The sequence below is a fragment of the Acidovorax sp. Root267 genome, from assembly GCF_001429215.1.
Classification (GTDB): domain Bacteria; phylum Pseudomonadota; class Gammaproteobacteria; order Burkholderiales; family Burkholderiaceae_C; genus Acidovorax; species Acidovorax radicis.
The window spans coordinates 14,707-34,910 of the sequence record NZ_LMJC01000008.1 but is presented as its reverse complement, the minus strand read 5'-3'; the positions used below and the strand labels follow the sequence as shown (position 1 = coordinate 34,910).

18 protein-coding genes and 1 tRNA gene are annotated in these 20,204 nt (G+C 64.5%); 5 read left to right on the top strand and 14 right to left on the bottom strand.

Going from position 1 to position 20,204, the window contains the following annotated elements:
• Positions 1-100 precede the first annotated feature (100 nt).
• Positions 101-1,159 (top strand): AI-2E family transporter, encoded by a 1,059-nt coding sequence (locus ASE39_RS08665; RefSeq protein WP_057270876.1) that lies wholly within the window; start codon positions 101-103, stop codon positions 1,157-1,159.
• A 142-nt stretch (positions 1,160-1,301) separates the two neighbouring features.
• On the opposite strand, the gene ASE39_RS08660 is transcribed toward ASE39_RS08665, so the two are convergent.
• The 5 genes from ASE39_RS08660 to tolB all read right to left on the bottom strand — a co-directional run bounded on the left by ASE39_RS08660 (position 1,302) and on the right by tolB (position 4,955).
• A tRNA-Lys gene (locus tag ASE39_RS08660) sits at positions 1,302-1,377 on the bottom strand.
• 44 nt (positions 1,378-1,421) lie between these two features.
• Positions 1,422-2,261 carry a tRNA threonylcarbamoyladenosine dehydratase gene (locus ASE39_RS08655; protein WP_057270875.1) on the bottom strand — a complete coding sequence of 280 codons (840 nt, stop codon included), beginning with the start codon at positions 2,259-2,261 and terminating at the stop codon, positions 1,422-1,424.
• On the bottom strand, positions 2,261-3,052 hold the full coding sequence (gene ybgF, locus ASE39_RS08650; RefSeq protein WP_057270874.1) for a tol-pal system protein YbgF: 792 nt from the start codon (positions 3,050-3,052) through the stop codon (positions 2,261-2,263). The genes ASE39_RS08655 and ybgF overlap by 1 nt, the downstream gene beginning before the upstream one ends.
• Positions 3,052-3,591: a peptidoglycan-associated lipoprotein Pal gene (gene pal / locus ASE39_RS08645; RefSeq protein ID WP_010465528.1), complete on the bottom strand. Its 540-nt coding sequence runs from the start codon at positions 3,589-3,591 to the stop codon at positions 3,052-3,054. Before pal ends, ybgF begins: the two co-directional genes overlap by 1 nt.
• A gap of 44 nt (positions 3,592-3,635) precedes the next feature.
• Positions 3,636-4,955, bottom strand: coding sequence for a Tol-Pal system beta propeller repeat protein TolB (gene tolB, locus ASE39_RS08640; RefSeq protein ID WP_057270873.1), 1,320 nt, complete (start codon positions 4,953-4,955; stop codon positions 3,636-3,638).
• A 187-nt stretch (positions 4,956-5,142) separates the two neighbouring features.
• Between tolB and msbA the strand changes: the two genes are divergently transcribed.
• On the top strand, positions 5,143-6,948 hold the full coding sequence (msbA, locus tag ASE39_RS08635; protein ID WP_057224733.1) for a lipid A export permease/ATP-binding protein MsbA: 1,806 nt from the start codon (positions 5,143-5,145) through the stop codon (positions 6,946-6,948).
• 45 nt (positions 6,949-6,993) lie between these two features.
• Here msbA and ASE39_RS08630 read toward each other — a convergent pair whose 3' ends face one another.
• The 6 genes from ASE39_RS08630 to mltG form a co-directional block, all read right to left on the bottom strand.
• Positions 6,994-7,668: an ankyrin repeat domain-containing protein gene (locus tag ASE39_RS08630; RefSeq protein ID WP_057270872.1), complete on the bottom strand. Its 675-nt coding sequence runs from the start codon at positions 7,666-7,668 to the stop codon at positions 6,994-6,996.
• On the bottom strand, positions 7,665-8,471 hold the full coding sequence (locus ASE39_RS08625) for a TatD family hydrolase (RefSeq protein WP_057224737.1): 807 nt from the start codon (positions 8,469-8,471) through the stop codon (positions 7,665-7,667). Before ASE39_RS08625 ends, ASE39_RS08630 begins: the two co-directional genes overlap by 4 nt.
• Before the next feature lie 154 nt (positions 8,472-8,625).
• Positions 8,626-8,985 (bottom strand): PilZ domain-containing protein, encoded by a 360-nt coding sequence (locus ASE39_RS08620; RefSeq protein ID WP_010465538.1) that lies wholly within the window; start codon positions 8,983-8,985, stop codon positions 8,626-8,628.
• A gap of 16 nt (positions 8,986-9,001) precedes the next feature.
• Complete coding sequence (locus tag ASE39_RS08615) at positions 9,002-10,012, bottom strand: DNA polymerase (RefSeq protein WP_057270871.1); 1,011 nt, start codon at positions 10,010-10,012, stop codon at positions 9,002-9,004.
• The gene (gene tmk, locus ASE39_RS08610) at positions 10,009-10,686 is read right to left on the bottom strand and encodes a dTMP kinase (protein ID WP_057224741.1); all 678 of its coding nucleotides are present in this window, start codon (positions 10,684-10,686) and stop codon (positions 10,009-10,011) included. The genes ASE39_RS08615 and tmk overlap by 4 nt, the downstream gene beginning before the upstream one ends.
• Positions 10,687-10,746: 60 nt before the next feature.
• Positions 10,747-11,769 (bottom strand): endolytic transglycosylase MltG, encoded by a 1,023-nt coding sequence (gene mltG / locus ASE39_RS08605; protein WP_199864258.1) that lies wholly within the window; start codon positions 11,767-11,769, stop codon positions 10,747-10,749.
• Between the two features lie 9 nt (positions 11,770-11,778).
• Between mltG and ASE39_RS08600 the strand changes: the two genes are divergently transcribed.
• Positions 11,779-12,690, top strand: a complete 912-nt coding sequence (locus tag ASE39_RS08600; protein ID WP_057270869.1) for a folate-binding protein YgfZ — start codon at positions 11,779-11,781, stop codon at positions 12,688-12,690.
• Positions 12,691-12,754: 64 nt separating this feature from the next.
• Here ASE39_RS08600 and ASE39_RS08595 read toward each other — a convergent pair whose 3' ends face one another.
• The 3 genes from ASE39_RS08595 to ASE39_RS08585 form a co-directional block, all read right to left on the bottom strand.
• Complete coding sequence (locus tag ASE39_RS08595) at positions 12,755-13,612, bottom strand: YbgC/FadM family acyl-CoA thioesterase (protein WP_057270893.1); 858 nt, start codon at positions 13,610-13,612, stop codon at positions 12,755-12,757.
• Between the two features lie 8 nt (positions 13,613-13,620).
• Positions 13,621-14,541 (bottom strand): alpha/beta hydrolase, encoded by a 921-nt coding sequence (locus tag ASE39_RS08590; RefSeq protein WP_242421391.1) that lies wholly within the window; start codon positions 14,539-14,541, stop codon positions 13,621-13,623.
• A 101-nt stretch (positions 14,542-14,642) separates the two neighbouring features.
• Positions 14,643-15,512 carry a fumarylacetoacetate hydrolase gene (locus ASE39_RS08585; RefSeq protein WP_010465550.1) on the bottom strand — a complete coding sequence of 290 codons (870 nt, stop codon included), beginning with the start codon at positions 15,510-15,512 and terminating at the stop codon, positions 14,643-14,645.
• A gap of 199 nt (positions 15,513-15,711) precedes the next feature.
• On the opposite strand from ASE39_RS08585, the gene ASE39_RS08580 reads away from it, so the two are divergent.
• Both ASE39_RS08580 and ASE39_RS08575 read left to right on the top strand, forming a co-directional pair.
• Positions 15,712-16,848, top strand: coding sequence for an iron-containing alcohol dehydrogenase (locus tag ASE39_RS08580; RefSeq protein WP_057270867.1), 1,137 nt, complete (start codon positions 15,712-15,714; stop codon positions 16,846-16,848).
• A 515-nt stretch (positions 16,849-17,363) separates the two neighbouring features.
• Positions 17,364-20,198 (top strand): EAL domain-containing protein, encoded by a 2,835-nt coding sequence (locus ASE39_RS08575; protein ID WP_057270866.1) that lies wholly within the window; start codon positions 17,364-17,366, stop codon positions 20,196-20,198.
• Positions 20,199-20,204: the final 6 nt, after the last annotated feature.

Genomic DNA, 20,204 nt, shown 5'->3' with positions numbered 1-20,204 from the left:
CCAACGGAAAAGGTTTGGCAGACGTGGCAGGGCTGGCGCAAAAATCAGATAGAAATCTGGGCTCGCGTACATTCCGGGTATCTCAATGACACCTACCCACATGACGCCACCTACCCTTCAGAACAAAGTCTTTTTGCTGCTGCTGGCCCTGGTCACCATCGCCTTCGGTGCCATCCTTTGGCAGTTCCATGGAGCCGTCTTCTGGGGCGTTATCCTGGCAATTTTGTTTGCCCCCTTGCACCGCAAACTGCTGCGGCGCATGCCCCGGAGGCACAATCTTGCCGCGCTGTGCACGCTGGGACTGTGCCTGATCGTAGTCATCCTGCCCATGACGGCCATCACGGTATCGCTGGCCCAGGAAGCCACCGTGATTTATGAGCGGATGCGTTCCGGCCAGCTCAATTTTGGACTCTATCTGCAGCAAGTGATCGCAGCCCTGCCCGCTTGGGCAGCCAATCTGCTGGATCGATTGAATCTCACGACCGTTGGCGAACTGCAACAAAAATTTTCATCCGTGGCCGTCCAGGCGAGCCAATTTATTGCAGCACAAGCACTGAGCATTGGGCAAAACACACTGCAATTCATCGTGAGCTTCGGCATCATGCTGTATCTGCTGTTTTTCCTGCTCCGCGACGGATCGAGCCTGGCCTTGCGCATTGGCCAAGCCACGCCACTGGACGAGACACACAAGCGCCAACTAGTGAGCAAGTTCACTACCGTCATCCGCGCCACCGTCAAAGGCAACATCGTTGTGGCCGCTTCACAAGGAGCACTGGGTGGCTTGATTTTCTGGATCCTGGGCATCCAGGGGCCCGTGCTGTGGGGCGTATCCATGGCATTCCTGTCACTCTTGCCCGCTGTGGGGGCCGGGCTGATCTGGGTGCCGGTGGCCATCTATTTTCTGGCTACAGGTGCTGTATGGCAGGGCGTGGTACTGACCGCATTTGGCGTTGGTGTGATCGGCCTCGTGGACAACGTCCTGCGCCCCATTTTGGTGGGCAAGGACACCAAAATGCCAGACTACGTCGTGCTGATATCCACCCTGGGAGGCATGGCGCTTTTTGGCCTGACCGGCTTCGTGATTGGGCCAGTTATCGCTGCCCTGTTCATTGCCAGCTGGGATCTGTTTTCCCCAGGCACCCACAATGAGACAACCTGATACAGCAGCTTGATTCGACCAAGTGCGCGCCAGGAACAACGCTGCATGGCAGCGTGCATCCCACCAAGCCGATCGCGCAAAAAACAAAGGCCTCCGCAAGGAGGCCTTTGTTTGCACCAGACGACTGATGCCTTGAACCGGGTGGTAGGACGTACTGGATTCGAACCAGTGACCAACGGATTAAAAGTCCGCTGCTCTACCAACTGAGCTAACGTCCCAACCGATTGCAGCCAATCTTGGCAGACTGCTGCAAAGCCTTGAATTATAGCGTCGTTTTTTCGGCCTTTTGAGAAGTTGCGGCGAGTTTGTCCAGCACCCACCCCGCAGCACACTGACCAAAGGTGGCCGTCACCGCAACGACCGAGCCATACCCATGACAGTTCAGGGAACCATCTCCTTCCAAATTACATGACGCATCGGGCGGCGCCACCGCTTCCCGGCTGAAGACGCAAGTTACTCCTATCTTTTTGCCATCGCGTGCTGCGCGGTGGTGCTTGCGCATGCGATAGCGAAGTTGCGCCAGCAAAGGATCGTGGGTCGTCCGGGCCAGATCGTCCACATCCACTTGGTGCGCATGGCGTTTGCCCCCAGCCGCGCCAACCGTGATGTGCAAAACCTTCTGGGCTTGGGCCCAGACCGCGATGGCCGTCTTGGCTTGAACTTGATCACATGCATCAATCACCGCATCAATCACCGCATCAACGGGCAGGGAAAGCAGACTGGGCCAGTTCCCGGGCTCCACAAAATCCTCTATGCAGTGGACCTTGCATTGGGGGTGTATTTGAGCAATCCGGTCGCGCATTGCCAGAACCTTGGCCTGACCGACCGTTTCGGTAAGCGCGTGAATCTGGCGATTGATGTTCGACTCGGACACATGGTCGAGATCGATCAACGTGACCTCCCCCMCCCCACTGCGCGCCAAGGCCTCTGCGGCCCACGAGCCCACCCCCCCGATACCCACCACCGCCACATGCGCCCTGCGGATGCGGCGTGATCCTTCTACGCCATACAGTCGCTCCAGCCCGCCAAAACGGCGTTCAAGCGCTACATCTTCGAGCACCCCCACGGGTGGTGCTGCCTGCAAACGCGCTTCGCTGACCATTACTTCAAGCGCGACAGGCGTTCCTTGGCCGCCATAGCAGCTTCGGACTGCGGGTAAGCGCGCACGAGATCCTCCAGGGTCTTGCGAGCCGTTCGCGTATCTTTGAGTTCAATCTGGCAGTTGGCAATGGACAAGGCTGCCTCTGGCGCCCGAGCGTGACTCGGAGCATCAGACAACATCAGCTTGAAATTACCAATCGCTTCCTTGTACTCGCGGGTAGCGTACTGTGCGTTCCCGAGCCAGAAGCGCGCGGAAGGCACAAAGCCGCTGCGTGGATACTGTCGGACAAAGGCTGCAAAAGCCGCACCGGCTTCTGGAAACTTGCCCGAACGAAACACGGCCAACGCCGTCTCAAAGTCCTTTTTCTCCGCAGGATCTGCCTGGAACTCCTGCCCATCCAAGGTCACCTTGACCGGTTCAAACTGCCGCAGACGGTCGTCTACCCCTTGGGCAATGTCTTTCTGGCGCCGCTGCAGATCAGCCGCATCGCGCAACAGCTGTTCATTCTGACCACGAAGCGTTGACTGCTCCGCGCGCAGTGCATCGATCTGACTTTGCAGATCCAGCAGGCTGCGCCGCAGCTGGCCATTCTCTTCGCCAAGCCTGCGCATTTCTTCCGCAGTCCGTTGTTGAGACAGCTGCATGCTGTCCACACGCTGCCGCATTTCGAGGATCGCACGGCGAGCTTCGCCATCCTCGAAAATTGCGGCGTGGCCCGTAGACACCAATGCGGCCGACAGCGTTACTGCCGCCAACGCCTTGAGACGATAGGACAAAAAAATCGCGCGCATCAACGGTAGGACAGTTCTGCCCGGCGATTCTGCGCATGCGCGTCCTCGGAGTTACCCTGGGCTGCAGGCTTTTCCTTCCCAAAGCTCACGGCTTCCACCTGGCTGTCTTGCACGCCCAACAGAGCCAGCGAACGGCGCACCGCTTCGGCACGCTTTTGGCCCAGCGCCAGGTTGTACTCGCGACCACCACGGTCATCCGTGTGGCCTTCAATCATCACCTTGCGGTTGGTACCTGCCTTGATGAAGCGGGAATGCGCTTCGATCAGCGACTGGAATTCCGGCTTGATCACATAGCTGTCGTAGTCAAAATAGACAATGCGGCTCACGCCGACAGGCCCCGCAGCATCACGGCCCGACTGGCCAAGATCCACACCAGCCACACCACTCTGTGCGGTATTGCCAGAGTTGGCGCCACTGTTACCGCCCATGGTGGAGGTGGCGTTCTTGTCTTCGACAGGCACATCGTCCAGCTTCACGCCAGAGCTGCATCCGGCAACCAGTGCGACGACGGTAAGGGCAAGGGTAAAACGTTTGATCATCCAAAATTCTCCTGAAAACTTGATATTTGAAAGTGCGGATAAGTTCATTGCTTTTGAAACGGACCCCAGTCGGGCTCGCGGATATCACCCGCCTGACCGGCAAGCCGGGCCTTGATCTTGCCGTCCAACGTAGTGGTCATGAGCGCCTCACGACCTTGCTGCTGGGTGGCATAAACGATGAGGCGGCTATTGGGCGCGAAGCTGGGGTTCTCGTCGGCCGTCGTGTCCGTGACCGCATTCACGGTGCCAGAGGACAGGTCCATGACGTGCAGCTTGAAAGCCCCACCGACACGGGAGACGTAGGCCAGCCAGCGACCATCGGGACTGACGCTGGGGGAGATGTTGTAGCTGCCGGTAAACGTCACACGCTCCGCATTGCCGCCGGATGTGGAGACCTTGTAGATCTGCGGTGCGCCACCACGGTCACTGACAAAGTAGATGCTGCGACCGTCACCGGAGAACATGGGCTCCGTATCAATGCCGGCGCTCTGCATGAGGCGGCGCGGCTCGCCGCCGTTGGCGTCGATGGTGTAAAGCTGGGAACCCCCGTCGCGGCTGAGCGTCACGGCAAGGGAGCGGCCATCCGGAGCCCAGGCCGGGGCACTGTTGGACCCCCGGAAGTTGGCAATCAGGCGCCTGCGGCCGGACGCCACATCATGCACATAGACAACCGGCTTGCGAGATTCAAACGACACATAGGCCAGCTGCCCGCCATTGGGCGACCATGCGGGAGAAATGATGGGCTCGGGGCTTGACAGTGCCGATTGGGCATTCTCGCCATCAGCGTCTGCCACCCAAAGGCTGTACCGGGAACCTGTCTTGGTGACATAGGCGATGCGTGTCGAGAAGATGCCGCGCTCGCCCGTCAGCTTTTCATAGATGAAATCCGCAATGCGGTGCGACACCAAGCGCAGATCGCCTTGGGTGACCACAAAGCTCTGGCCACCCAGGTCCTGTCCCTTCACCACATCCCAAAGGCGAAACCGCACATCGAAGCGCCCATCCGCAAGGCGCGTGACACTGCCGGTGGCCAGAGAGTCCGCACTCTTCTGGCGCCACAGGGCTACATCCGGGCGGGCAGTTTCATCCAGCACCGCACCGGAGGCATCCACAGCGCGGAACTGGCCGCTGCGCTCCAGGTCAGCCTGGACGATGGCCGCTATCTTCTGGGGTGACTGCGCCTCGCCCCTGAACGGTGCAATCGCGATGGGCAACTGGGTCAAGCCAACACCTGTGACCTCAACGCGAAATTGCGCAAGGGCTGGCAGTGCGGGGGTCGAGAGCAGCGCTGCCAGCATGTGGCGGCGCAAGGGATGCGGCAAAGCCGCAGGAGATGGGTATGTAGAGATTCGATCTGTGGTCATTGGCATCCAGCGGTAGCCGAACAAATGCCGAAAGGCAAACCCGAATGTTACACACAGCAGGGAAACCCCTGTGACAAAACGTGCGACCTCAGGACATATCCGTGCCGATTTTTTGAAGCGCACAACCTGCTGCGAAGAAATGTCTCACCGGCACCGTCACAGCCCACAACCGTAGAATCCGGGCCACATGCAAGCCACAGACACGGGCACCGCGCCTCCCAATACTCCCTCCCCGCCCGCTGCAAGCCTGGCCACTCGCCTGCGTCGGCTGTCCGTTTATTTTGGCAACCAGCGGATGGCCTGGAGCCTCGCGGTGGTAGCCACCCTCGTGGGCGCGATCACCGAGCCACTGATTCCAGCATTGCTGCAACCTCTGCTCGATCGAGGCTTCACCCAGGGAACCCTGCAGCTGTGGATGGTGCCACTGGCCATCCTGGGCGTGTTCTTCGTGCGTGGAGTTGCCCAGTTCGTCGGCCAGTACGCGCTGGCACGCATTGCCAACGAAGGCATGCTGACGCTGCGCCAGTCGCTGTTCGACAGAGTGCTGGCTGCCGAGATGGGCCTGTTCTCGCGGCAGTCGGCCAGCACGCTGTCCAATACGGTGGTGTACGAGGTGCAAACCGGGGCAACCTTGCTCGTGCAGGCACTGCTCGGGGTATCGCGCGACGGATTCACGCTGGTGGCGCTGCTGGTGTATCTGCTGTACCTCAACTGGCAGCTCACGCTGATCGTTGCCGTGGTCGTGCCGGGCGTGGCCTGGATCATGAAAACGCTGTCCCGGCGCCTCTATCACCTGACCAAGAGCAGCCAGCAGGCCACCGACGAACTCGCCTACGTGGTGGAAGAAAACGTGCTGGCCCACCGCATGGTGCGGCTGCACGGCGCGCAGCCTGGGCAGGCCGGGCGCTTCGCCACCCTGAGCCAGAGCCTGCGGCGCCTGGCGATCAAGTCCACCATCGCCTCCGCCGCCATGACGCCGCTGACCCAGCTGCTGGCCGCTGCAGCGCTCTCCGTGGTGATCTGCATTGCACTGTGGCAAAGCCGCGGCACTGTGGACGCCAAGGATGTCACCGTCGGTGGCTTCGTGTCGTTCATCACGGCCATGCTGATGCTTATTGCCCCCATACGCCGCCTGGCCGATGTCGCCAGCCCCATCACACGGGGCGTCGCCGCCCTGGAGCGGGGGCTGGCACTGCTGGGAGACACCGGAGCCGAAGCGGGCGGCCAGTTCCGCAAGGACCGCGCCCAGGGGGCGCTGGAACTCAAGCAGGTCACGGTGTCGTTTGGCCCTGACCACGCCCCGGCGCTGGACCACATCAGCTTGCGCGTGGAGCCTGGCGAAATCGTCGCCCTGGTCGGCCCGTCCGGTGCGGGCAAGACCACGCTGGTCAACCTGTTGCCACGGTTTGTGACGCCCGCTTCGGGTGAAATTCTGGTGGATGGAAGCCCGCTGCCCGCGTGGGACCTGGGATCGCTGCGCTCGCAATTTGCCATGGTGAGCCAGGACGTAGTGATGTTCAACGATACCGTCGCGGCCAACGTAGCACTGGGCCATGAGGTGAATGAGGCGCGCGTGCAGGCGTGCCTGGCCGCTGCCAACCTGGCCGAGCACGTGGCAGCACTGCCCCGGGGCATGCACACCGTGGTGGGCCACAACGCCACACAATTGTCGGGAGGGCAGCGCCAGCGGCTGGCGATTGCGCGGGCACTGTACAAGGATGCCCCTATCCTGATTCTGGACGAGGCCACCTCGGCGCTGGACACCGAATCCGAGCGGCTGGTACAGGATGCCCTGCAGCGCCTGATGCAAGGGCGCACCACCCTGGTCATTGCGCACCGCCTGTCCACCATCGAGCATGCCAACCGGGTCGTCGTCATGGAACGTGGGCGCATTGCCGAACAAGGCACCCACACGGAGCTGATGGCAATGGGCGGGCTGTATGCACGCCTTCAGACGCGGCCTGCCTCGGGCGAAGCTGCCGCATTGCAATGATCTGAAAACACCGCGCCTGCTGCGCGATGGCCCATCGCAAGGCGCCTACCAACGGCCCCGGTTGGGCTGCCGCTTGCGTATGGCTGCGGCGATCTTGTCGGCAGATTCGGTACGGCTCACATGCAGGGCAAAGTCTGCAGCCGTGAGGCCCAGCTGGTTCTTGAGTGCTGGATCAGCGCCCTCGTCCAGCAAAAGCTGCACGGCCTCGCTGGAGCCGTAATGCGCAGCCATCATGAGGGGCGTGGTGCCGTTGGGCGAGGCTGCATCGATGTAGGCATGGTTCTCCAGCAGCAATGCGATGATGGCTGCATGCTGGCGCGAGCCTGCAGAGGCCGCATAGTGCAAGGGCGTCCAGCCCGTCTTGTTCACGTCGGCGTCACGTGCCAGCAGCGCCTTGACGGCTTCTACGTTGCCCTTGAGGGCCGCCATCATCAAGGGGCTTTCGTCCTGCGCATTGCGTGCTTCGACATCCACCTGGCGGGAGGCCAACAAGGCCGCAAAGGCCTTGACCGAACCATTTTGCAAGGCGATGGTGAGGCCCACCTGCCCTTTCGGATCGCGCGTATTCGGATCAAAACCCCTGCGCAACAGCGCGGCAATCGCAGCATCGTCATCGCGCAGGATGGCGACAAAAAAATCCTCGTAGGCTCCGGCCCAGATGCCAGGGGCGGCAAGCCCCAGCGCCAAGGTCGCCAACACACTGCGGCGATGGCAAATCATGCGGTCACCCCCTTGAACAGGATGTCAAAGTTGCGGCTGGTGGCCTCGGCCACTTCTTCCAGCGCCAGCCCCTTGGTCTCGGCCACCTGCCTGGCCACGTAGGGCACATACGAGGGGTTGTTGGTCTTGCCGCGATACGGCACGGGCGCCAGATAGGGGCTGTCGGTTTCAATCAGGGTACGGTCCAGCGGTACAAAGGCCACCACGTCGCGCAGCTCCTGGGCGCTCTTGAATGTCACGATGCCCGAGAACGAAATGTAGTAGCCCAGATCGAGCGCCGCACGCGCCACCTGCATGGATTCGGTAAAGCAGTGAAAAACGCCACCGGCCCGGTTGCCGGGGCCGTCCTCGCCCTCCTCGCGCAGGATGGCGAGGGTGTCGTCCGATGCGCTGCGCGTGTGGATGACCAGGGGTTTTTCGCACACCCGGGCCGCACGGATGTGGTTGCGGAAACGGTCACGCTGCCACTCCAGATCGGCAATGCTGCGCCCCCCTTTGCGGTCTTCCATGCCGTAGTAGTCGAGCCCTGTTTCGCCGATGGCCACCACACGTGGCAAGGCAGCACGGTCCAGCAGATCCTGCACCGAAGGCTCGGCGATGCCTTCGTTGTCGGGGTGCACACCCACCGTGCTCCAGAAGTTGTCGTGGGCCATGGCCAGGGCATGCACCCCGTCGAATTCTTCCAGCGTGGTGCAGATGCACAGGGCGCGGTCAACCTGCGCCTCGGCCATGGCCTGGCGGATGGCGGGCAACTGGCTCACCAGTTCCGGAAAATTGAGATGGCAGTGCGAATCAGTGAACATGCAGTTTCAAATTAATCGTTTCTGGGGCGCAACGCGTGCCATCGGCGGCGGCGCAGCGCTCCGGGGTAAAGATACGCCATCCGCGCCCTCGCCGTGGGCACCCATAAAAAATGCCGACCAGCCTGCGCGGGTCGGCACGGTCAGTGGGCCAGGCTCAGATGGTCTGGGTGGGCCGGTCGGACCCCAGGGACGTGCCCAGCAGTTCCTCGATCTTGGCCTTGAGCTGGCGCGACTTTTCGTCCTTGGGAAACTGGATGCCCACGCCCTGCGTGCGATTGCCCGCAGCCCGCGCCGGGGTAACCCAGGCCACGCGCCCGGCCACTGGATAGCGCTGCGTGTCATCCGGCAGCGTCAGCAGCACATAGACATCATCGCCCAGCTTGTAGTCCCGCTGGGTGGGGACAAAAATGCCCCCTTCGGCAAAAAAGGGAATGTAGGCCGCGTACAGGGCCCCCTTTTCCTTGATGGCCAGCTGCATGACGCTGGGGCGGGGGGCGGTGGATGGACTGCTCATGGATCTGTGGTGCGGCTCAGTGCTTGGAGTGTAGGGTGTTTCGCGCCTGGGCGACAAGCGCCTCCAGCATGAGGCCGGCATTGAAGGGATGGTCTGCCGTGCGCGCGGCCTTGGCCAGCGCGCGCGACCAGCGTGTCAAAGCACCCAACGATGGCCGCGCCTTGGGCAGGTCTGCGGGCGCAAAGTAGCGCGGTGCGCCGCCCACGCTGGCCGCCAGCAGGTCGTGGCAAAGCTTCTGCAGTGCGTCGATCACCTGCGCGGGCGACCAGTCTCCCAGTGCGGTCACATCGCCCTTGGCCACCGCCTGCGGCAAGGCCGACCAGGCTTGCGGGCTGCGGCCAGAGCGCGCCAGTGCCAGGGCATCGTCGGGCCGCCCGCCTGCGGCCCGCAGAAACGCCAAAGCGGCATCCGCAGCAATGCCCTGCCCTTGTAGCCACTGCAGCATCTGCTCCTCTGCGGGCCAGACCATGGAGTGGCCCAGGCAGCGGCTGCGGATGGTGGGCAGCAGCTGGTGCGCCGCCTCGCTGGCCAGCACAAAGCGCACGTCGCCCGGCGGCTCCTCCAGCGTCTTGAGCAGCGCATTGGCGGTGATGTGGTTCATCTGCTCGGCCGGGTACACCAGCACCGCCTTGCCTTTGCCACGCGCCGAGGTGCGCTGCGAGAACTCCACCGCATCGCGCATGGCTTCCACGCGGATCTCGCGACTGGGCTTGCGCTTCTTGTCGTCGATGTCGGCCTGGGCCTTTTCCGACAGGGGCCAGCCCAGCGCCATCATCTGCACCTCGGGCATCAGCACGCACAGGTCGGCGTGGGTGCGCACGTCAATGGCGTGGCAGCTGCCGCACTGGCCGCAGGCGCCCCGCTCTGTCGGCACGTCGCACAGCCACGCACGCACCAGCTCCATGCCCAGGGCGTACTGCCCCAGTCCAGAAGGCCCCTGCAGCAACCACGCATGGCCACGCTGGGCCAAGAGGCTGGTGCGTTGCGCCGCGATCCAGGGCGCCAGAACCACGGCTGGCTCGCTCATTGCGGCCCTCCCTGCGACGCCACCATGATCGCCAGCCAGCCCTTGCGCACAAACACGCTGGTGAGTTGCTGCCACACCCGGTGGCGCTCCTGCGCTGCATCCAGGCGCGCAAAGCGCTGCGGCGCTGCGGCGGCCCGGTCGGCATAGCCCTGGGCCACGCGGCGGAAGAACTCGACAGGCTGGGCCTCGAAACGGTCGGGCACCCTCGCACCGGCCAGGCGTTCGGCCGCCACCTCAGGTGCCAGGTCAAACCACACCGTCAGGTCAGGTTCACGCATCAAATCGGCCTCTGGCGCAAGTCCAGTCTGCGCAAGACGCTCCAATACTGATAGCACACCAAGATCAAAGCCACGCCCTGCGCCCTGGTAGGCAAAGGTGGCATCAGTAAACCGGTCGCACAGCACCACATCGCCCCGCGCCAGGGCGGGCTCGATCACATTGCGCAGGTGGTCACGGCGGGCGGCAAAGATCAGCAAGGACTCCGTGAGCGCGTCCATCGGGTCGTTGAGGACCATCTCGCGCAGTTTTTCAGCCAGCGGCGTGCCGCCTGGCTCGCGGCTGACAGTGACGGAACGGCCTTGCGCCCGAAAGGCGGAGGCCAGGCCCTCGATGTGGGAGGACTTGCCGGCACCGTCGATGCCTTCAAAGGTGATGAACAGACCGGGTCGTGACATGGAAACCTTGGGTTGAATCTGTGGCTCTGGCGAGAGACCGGAGTCTCTACCACCCTGCAACTACTGCTGGCCGCGCTGGTAGCGGTTAACGGCGCGGTTGTGCTCCTCCAGCGACGCGCTGAAGTGGCTGGTGCCATCGCCCTTGGCCACAAAGTACAGGGCACGTGTGGCGTCGGGCTGCACGGCCGCCAGCAGCGATGCCTTGCCGGGCATGGCAATCGGCGTGGGCGGCAGGCCCGCGCGGGTGTAGGTGTTCCAGGGCGTGTCGGTTTGCAGGTCGCGGCGGCGCAGGTTGCCATCAAACTTCTCGCCCAAGCCATAGATCACTGTGGGGTCGGTCTGCAGCAGCATGCCCACGCGCAGGCGGTTGGCGAACACGCCCGCAATCTGCCCACGGTCGCTGGCCTTGCCGGTTTCCTTCTCGACAATGCTGGCCAGGGTCAGGGCCTCTTCGGCCGACTTGAGGGGCGTGTCCGCAGCGCGCTGCGCCCAGGCGGCTTCGAGGCGGCGGTCCATGGCATGCATCGCCCGGCGCAGCAAAGCGATGTCGCTGGAGCCTTTGGCATAGGCGTAGGTGTCCGGGAAGAAACGTCCCTCGGGCGCCACGCCGGGGCGGCCCAACTGCGCCATCAGCGCCTCGTCGGTCAGCGTGGCGGCGTCGCGCTTGAGCTGCTCCTCCTTGGCGAGCGCCTGGCGCACCTGGCGCCAGTTCCAGCCCTCGACCAGGGTGATGGCGCGCAGGCTCTCTTCGCCGCGCACCAGCTTTTGCAGCAGGCTGCGGGGCGTGGTGCCGGGGGGGATTTCATAGTTGCCGGCCTTGATGGCACGGTCCTGGCCCGAGACGCGGAACCAGGCGTAAAGCACACGGGCATCCACACGCGCCCCTGCGGCCGCCACGTCGCGGGCGATGCCCCGGGGTGTGGTACCGGGCTCGATGGCAAGCTCCAGAGGCTCGGTGCCAGCCACCAGCGGCTGGTGCAGCCACCAGAAAGCCGCACCACCCGATGCGATCAGAACCAACACGATCAAAGCCAGTAAACGTCGCACAACCCTGATACCTGTATGAATGGGAGCGGGCATCATAATTCAGCGATGACTTATCCCTTGAACGGCATTGCCCCCCTGTCCCACCTCGGCGTGATTCGCGTGGAAGGCGAAGACGCTGCCAAGTTTCTGCACGGCCAGCTCACCCAGGATTTCGCCCTGCTCGGCATGGACCAGGCCCGCCTGGCTGCGTTCCTGTCGGCCAAGGGCCGCATGCAGGCCAGCTTTATCGGCTTCAAGCGCAGCGCCACGGAGGTGCTGCTGGTCTGCAGCAGCGACCTGCTGCCCCCCACGCTCAAGCGCCTGTCGATGTTCGTATTGCGCGCCAAGGCCAAGCTGACCGACGCGACCCACGACTTTGTCCTGTACGGCCTGGCCGGGGATGCCGTGCCCGGCGGCAGCCAACCCGCCTGGACCAAGGCCGATGTGGGCACCGCGTCGGTGGTCCACCTGTATCCCGCCGATGGCCAGCCCCGTGCACTGTGGGTGGCGCCAGTCTCCGAACCCGCCCCACCGGGGGCTCTTCTGGCGCCAGACCTGTGGCGCTGGAGCGAAGTGAAAAGTGGCGTGGCCACCCTGACAACGCCCGTGGCCGAAGCCTTCGTGCCCCAGATGCTCAACTACGAATCGGTGGGCGGTGTGAACTTCAAGAAGGGCTGCTACCCCGGCCAGGAAGTGGTGGCGCGCAGCCAGTTCCGGGGCACGCTCAAGCGGCGCGCTTATGTGGCCCATGCGGCGGCCGACGTGGTGGTGGGTGCCGAAGTGTTCAGCACGGCGGACCTGGAACAGCCCTGCGGCACGGTGGTGCAAGTGGCACCAGCCCCGGACGGCGGCTTTGATGCCATCGTCTCGCTGCAGATCTCGGCGGCGCAAGAGGCGACCAGCCTGCAGGTGGGTGCCACGGACGGCGTGGCGCTGTCCCTGCTGCCCCTGCCCTACGCCCTGCTCGACGATATTTGAATAAAAACAGGCCCTGGCGCCCTTCAGACAAGCGCCAGTAGCTCACTTTTCAATAGCAAATCAGCTACAAACGCTGCGCCATCGCAATGTGCGCAATGCCGGCCTCCTCGTAGGGCTCCCCCACCACCGAAAACCCGGCGCGGCGGTAGAAGCCTTCAGCACTGCGCTGGGCGTGCAGGTGCACCTCCGTATCGCCCCGGGCGCGCGCAGCGGCGACCAGCGCATCCAGCAATAACCGCCCCCATTGCGCGCCACGCACCGATCGGTCCACCGCCATGCGGCCAATACGGCCCAGGCCTGGCTGTGGCTGCAGCAGGCGGCCGGCGGCAATGGGCATGCCCAGCCGGTTGTAGAGCACCGCATGGCGGGCCGAGATGTCTTGCACGTCGGCCTCGATCTCGGCAGGAATGCCCTGCTCGTGCACGAACACCTCCGTGCGCACGCGGCCTGCATCGCGGCCCAGCGTGTTCCAGTCGCCCGTGCGCACCTCCGCCATGTCGGCGCCGGCCTCAAAGCCCTCAAAGATGGCGCGCAGCGAAGGTGGCACCGGGCGCGAGGTCTGCGTGGCCGGATCGGCGAACACATAGACCAGTTCGGCCGAGATCAGCAGCCGGTCGCCGTTGAAAATGCCCGCCGTGAACAGGCAGGACGAGTTGCCGATGCGCGTGCAGCGCAGGCCCACGTCCAGCGTGTCATCCAGCCGCGCCGAGGCGTGGTACTCGACCGTGGCTTTCTTCACATACATCTCGCCACCCAAGGTGAGCATGCTCGCCTCGTAGGGCAAACCCAGCGCACGCCAGTAGTCGCTCATGGCCGTGTCGATGTACATGAGGTAGTGCGCGTTGAACACGATTTTTTGCATGTCCACCTCGGCCCAGCGCACGCGCAGGCGGTGGAAACAGCGGAAGTCTTTGCGTTGCATGGTGGTCTTCACTCCATTCCAAAGGCCCGGCGCAACGCACGGGCTGCGTCGGCATGGGCCTTGCGCGCTTCGGGGATGGCGCGGCCCATCTTGATGAATTCGTGGGTGACGCCCCGGTAGATGTCGAGGTCTACGGGCACACCGGCCAGGCGCAGTTTGTCGGCGTACTCGATGCCCTCGTCCACCAGCGGGTCGCATTCGGCCAGGCCCACCCAGGCCGGGGCTACGCCCTCCACATCCGGTGCGAGCAGGGGGGCAAAACGCCAGTCCTCGCGCTCCTCGCGGCTTTGCACATAGTTGCCAAAGAACCAGCTGATAGCGGGCTCTTCCAGCACCAGGCCATGCGCGAAAGTGCTGTGGGACGGCGTGTCCTGGTGGGCCGCGCAGCCCGGGTAGATCAGCAGCTGCAGCGCCAGGGGCAGCCGCGCATCCCGCGCCAGGATGGCATTGACGGCAGCCAACGTGCCGCCTGCGCTGTCGCCACCCACGGCCAGGCGCGCCGGGTCCGCCCCCAGGGTGGTGGCCTGCGCTGCCAGCCACTTCAGCGCATCCCATGCATCGTCGCTGGCCGTCGGAAAGCGGTGCTCCGGCGCCAGCCGGTAGTCCAGCGACACCACCATGCAGCCGGCCAGGCGCGCCAGCTCACGGCACAGGATGTCGTGGGTGGCGATGTTGCCGATGGTGAAGCCACCGCCGTGGGTGTACAGCAGCACCGGCAGGCCAACTTCCGTGGTCGGTGCGTACAGCCGCGCGGGCAGCGCATGGCCATCGCGCGCGGGGATGTGCAGGTCCTCCACCCGCGCCAGGGCCGCCTTGGGCACCTCCAGCACATCGGCTCCCGCCTGGTAGGCAGTGCGTGCATCCTGGGGCGAGCGGGTGTGCAGCGGGGCGTGCCCCGCACGCGCCATGCGTTCGAGCACGCTGCGCATCTGGGGGGTGAGGCGGGTGTGGTGGATGTGCAGATCGGTCAACAGTCAAGGTCTCGGCAACAGGGGAACAGCCCGCACCGTGCGGGCAAGGCTTGGGTCGTTTACTTGAAGGTCACACGCACGGGCGCGGCGCCCGGCAGGCCGTCGTAGGTCGCGGTGACCACAAGGCCTGCCTTGGGCGGCAGCAGCGGCGAAAACGAGCCCAGGCTGATCAGGTCGCCCGGCTGCATGGCCAGCCCTTCCTGCGCCAATGCGCCAGCCAGCCACACCACAGCATTGAGCGGATGCTCCAGGATGTCGCTGCCCTTGCCGCCGCCCAGTCGCGCACCACTGCCATCGCTGAGCGAGACATTCATATCCGCCAGCGCCTTCAACATCACAAAACGCTCGCCGCGATAGGCTGGCACTGCAAGGGGCGCGCCGGCCACACCCAGGCGCGCGCCCACGTTGATGGCCGACACGCCCGCGCCGTTGAGCTTGGGTGGGGCCTGCACCATGAGATCGGGCAACTCCATGAAAGGGATGATCTGGTCCACCGCCTCCAGCACTTCCATGGGGGTCTTGGCGTGGTTGATGGCGGCGCTTTTCACGCGCACCAGCATGTCCGCCTCGTACAGCGGACGGGCACCAAACGCCGCGTCCACCGTGGCACCGTTCTCCAGCACCATCCCCTCATACAGCTTGCCCCACACGGGCTTGTCGGTGTTGAAGCGTTTTTGCACGGCAGGGTTGGTGAGGCCCGCCTTGTAGCCAATCACCTTGCCCAGGCGCTGCGCCAGCAATGCGTTGACCTTGCCGCGCGTGCAGGCGCCATCGGCGTCCGAGAGGTTCTCGGGGTTGGCTGCGGGGGTCTTGGCGATGTAGCTGGCCACCATGTCGGCGGCCTGCGCATCGGTGAGGCACTGGGCCTGGGCGTTTGTCACAGATGCGACGGCCATCAGGGCTGCCATCAGGGTTTGCTTCGTATGCATGCGTGTCTCCTCCTTATAAAGTGGGATTGGAGCGGCCAACAAAACTCTTCTGGTGTCGTTGCCGCGTCTTGTCGTACTACCCGTACTGCCTGCGACGCAGCGCCTAGCCAGAACCGGTTCGCTGAGTTTTGTTGACCGCTCTGAAGGCTGGCGGGCTATCGTAATCGCTGGCGCTTTTATTCACACATCCTGTTGCACCATGGCATTCATCTACTACGTCACCCAGATCCAGTTCGAATTCGGCGCGGTCAAGCTGCTCCAGCAGGAATGCGAGCGTGTCGGCATCACACGCCCTCTGATCGTTACGGACCCCGGTGTGAAGGCCGCAGGCGTGCTGCAAAAGGCGCTGGACGCTCTGCCCGGCCTGACCGTGGCGGTGTTTGACCAGACGCCGTCGAACCCCACCGAAGCCGCCGTGCGCGCCGCCGTGGAGATGTACAAGGCCCAGGGCTGCGACGGCCTGATCGCCGTGGGAGGCGGCTCGGCCATCGACTGCGCCAAGGGCATTGCGATCGCCGCCACGCACGAGGGGCCGCTGACCCACTACGCCACCATCGAAGGCGGCTCGCCGCGCATCACCGACCGCGCAGCGCCGCTGATCGCGGTGCCCACCACCAGCGGCACGGGCAGCGAGGTGGCGCGCGGCGCCATCATCATCGTGGATGACCACAGAAAGCTGGGCTTTCACTCGTGGAACCTGGTGCCCAAAACCGCCATCTGCGACCCCGAACTCACGCTGGGCCTGCCCCCCATGCTGACAGCCGCCACCGGCATGGACGCGATTGCGCACTGCATGGAGACCTTCATGTCGGCAGCCTTCAACCCCCCGGCCGATGGCATTGCGCTTGATGGCCTCACGCGCGGCTGGGCCAACATCGAGCAAGCCACCAAAACCGGCAGCGACCGCGACGCGCGCCTGCACATGATGAGCGCCAGCATGCAGGGCGCCATGGCGTTCCAGAAGGGCCTGGGCGCCGTGCATTCACTCAGCCACAGCCTGGGCGGGGTGAACCCGCGCCTGCACCACGGCACCCTCAACGCCATGTTCCTGCCCGCTGTCATCCGTTTCAATGCAACGGCCGAATCGGTGCAAAAGGAAAAACGCCTGGAGCGCATGGCCCACGCCATGGGCCTGGCCAGTGCGGGCGACATCCCTGAAGCTATCCGCGACATGAACGCCCGCCTGGGCCTGCCCACCGGTCTGGCAGCCATGGGGGTGACCGAGGGCATGTTCGACGACATCATCAAGGGCGCGATGGCCGACCATTGCCACAAGACCAATCCGCGCATCGCCACGCCCGAGGAGTACCGCGACATGCTGGCCCAGTCGCTGTAAGAGCCTGTTCAGAATATTTTTTGGAGTCTCACAAGTGCCTTGCCGGGATGGGATGCCAGGCGCGGGGTGCAGCCAATAACTCGGCTATTGGCAAACGCCGCAACGCCGCAGACCGCCCTGCAAGGCACTTGCCCGCAGGGTTGGAGTGAAATCGGGCCGATGAGCTTGAGTGGTTTGACGCCCCGGCTGCTTGCATGGGCACGATTCCATGCGGCGCATCCGAGGCATCCATTCATCCCGATTGCACTCCAATGCGATCTCCAAAAAGACTTTGAACAGCCTTTAAGCACACCGGCGATCTTTGAGGGTTGAGAGGCGACGCCGGAGCGTCCGGCGCGCTGTGTTCCCCATTCCCCACACGGGCCTTCCTGCTGTCACCACACCGGGCAGGATTGCGCTGTCCAAACCCATCCGACGCACATCACTACGCGCTAGACTCCGACCAATCAACAATTAATTAACAATTTATTACCCTGGGTACTGGAGCGTGTTCCAAGGGGGGAGGGCCACTGTCCATGCGCACCGGAAATCTCAGCACCTGGCTCCTGCGGGGCACCTATCCCCGGCTGTATGTGCCCATCGCGCTGATCATCGTGCTGGTCAGTGCAGTGCGTTACCACTACCTAGTGGCCACGGAAACCGACGAGGTGCGCCGCCACGCCGCCACCGAGCTGCGGCGCGCGGCCGATGTACTGCTGCCCTCGCTGGTGGCCCTGCCCCCTTCCCACCGCGAAGCCCAGGCCACGCTGCTCAGCCAAGGGCTTGCCAGCTTCGGGCCGGGCATCCATTCGCTGAAATGGCAAGTGGGCAACGAGCCCGCCACCGAAGCCCGGGCGCCCCGCATGGCCGCCGCTGCCCCGGACTGGTTTGCCCAATGGGTCAACATCACGCCACCCTCGCAGCAGTTCGGCCAGGCCCTGGCCGATGGCGGGTCGCCTGGGCGCCTGACGGTGACGTTGCAAGCAGCGCCCCTCGTCAGCCAGGTCTGGAGCACGGTGGTAGTGCAGTTGCGCATCTCGGCGCTCAATATTTTCACCATCCTGTTTCTGCTCACGCTGCTGCTTCGGGCAAATGCCCGTATGCTGCGCCGCCTGGCCGAAGCGACGGATGCGTTCCGCCAGGGCCGCCTGGACACGCGCATGGAGGTCACGGGCACACTCGAATCGCGCGCCATGGCGGCCACCTTCAATGACATGGCGGGCAAGGTCCAGTCGCTGGTGCTGTCGCTGCGCGAAACCCAGCACCAGCAGAGCGAGCAACTGCATTTCACGCGCCAGCTGATCGACGCCCTCCCCCTGCCGGTGTTCGTGCGGGATGCCAGCGGCGTCACCCTCGAAGTCAACCGTGCCTGGCAGCGAATTTTTCACGCACCTGCCAGCGCAGGCAGTGCACAGGCCTCGCCACCGGCGTATCCGGAGGAGCTGTCGCCCGAGCGTTCTACCCAGATCGCGCAGGCGCAGGACAACGAGATCCGCGTGCAACCCGCCAACCACCAGCCCCCACGGGACATGGCCTATTACGAGGCCCCCTTCACCACCACCCGGGGCACGCTGGCCGGCACCATCGGCACCCTGGTCGATGTGACCGAACGCAAACGCGCTCAGGAGGCCCTGCGCGCAGAGAAAGAAAGGGCTGAGGTCACGCTCGCCTCCATCGGCGATGGGGTGATCACCACCGACCTTTCGGGATGCATCGAAACCATCAACGAGGCCGCACAGCTCATGACCGGCTTCACGGCCGACCAGGCCCTGGGGCGGCAGCTGGACGACGTCTTTCGCCTGTACGAAGAGCTTGCCAGCCGCAACGCCAGTTCGGCCGCCGAGCGGGACACCGTGCCCGGCGCCCTGCAGCAGGTCACGTACGAGGTGTTGATCCACCGCTCGGGCGAACGCTACGCCATCGAGTACACCGCGTCGGCGATCCGCAAGGGCGACGGCATGGCCGTGGGCTGCGTGCTGGTGTTCCGCGACGTGACCGAAACCCGCAACCTGCGCCACCAGATTTCGTGGCATGCCCGGCACGATCCGCTCACCGGGTTGTACAACCGCGCCGCATTGGCCGAGCGCCTGACCCATGCCATCTTCGTGGCACGGCAAAAGGGGCTGCTGCTGGCAGTGTGCATGCTCGACCTGGACCATTTCCAGACCGTGAACGACACCCATGGCAACCGCGTGGGCGACCGCCTGCTCAAGGAAACCGCGCGGCGCCTGGGTGCCTTCATCACGCCACAGGACGCCGTGGCGCGCATGGGGGGCGACGAATTCGTGCTGCTGCTGGGCGAACTGCCCGATGTGCCCGCCATCGAGGCGCGCGTGGGCGTGCTCATGCAACAGCTGGCCGCCCCCTACGCCATTGACGACCGCGTGCTGCACACCACCGTGAGTGTGGGCGTGGCCGTGTTTCCGCAGGACGACGCCAACCCCGACACCCTGCTGCGCCACGCCGACCAGGCCATGTGCCAGGCCAAGAGCTTTGGCCGCAACCAGATGCATGTGTTCGACGTGCAGCTGGACCACGCCGTACAGACCCAGCACACCCGCCAGACCCGCGTGGCCCAGGCGCTGCATGCGGGCGAACTGGTGCTGCACTACCAGCCCAAGATCCACCTGCGCACCGGCGAGATCCTGGGGCTGGAGGCCCTGCTGCGCTGGCAACACCCCGACCAGGGCCTGCTGGGCCCGCAGCATGTGCTGCCGCTGATCGAGGATGCCGAACTGGAGGTGGAAGTGGGCGAATGGGTGCTGCGACAGGCCCTGGCGCAGATGCGGCAGTGGACGGACGCCGGCATGCTGTGGGAGGTGAGCGTGAACATCTCGGCGCCCCATTTCCACCGACCCAATTTTGTCGAGCGGCTCAAGGACATCCTGCACACCTGCCCCGAGGTGTCGCCCACCCGCCTGGAGCTGGAGATCCTCGAATCTGCGGCCCTGCAAGACATGCAGTACATGCGCCACATGATGCAAAGCTGCCAGGCGCTGGGGGTGCGTTTTGCGCTGGACGACTTCGGCACCGGCTTCTCCTCGCTGTCCTACTTGAAGCGCCTTCCCGCCGAGACGATCAAGATCGACCAGTCGTTCGTGCGCGGCATTCTGGAAGATGGCGACGACCTCACGCTTGTGAGCGCCATCGTCGCGCTGGCCGCCGCCTTCCACCGGCATGTGGTGGCCGAAGGCGTGGAGACGGCCGCGCAGGCGGCCCGGCTGCTCGAGCTGGGCTGCGAGCGCGCCCAGGGCTTTGGCATTGCGCGGCCGATGCCGGCGCACGAGGTGCTGACCTGGGCCCGCGAACACGCCGCCCGCCACGCGGCCCGGGCCGTGCAGGAGGCGGCACGGCGGCCTGCATCGACCTGAGTACGT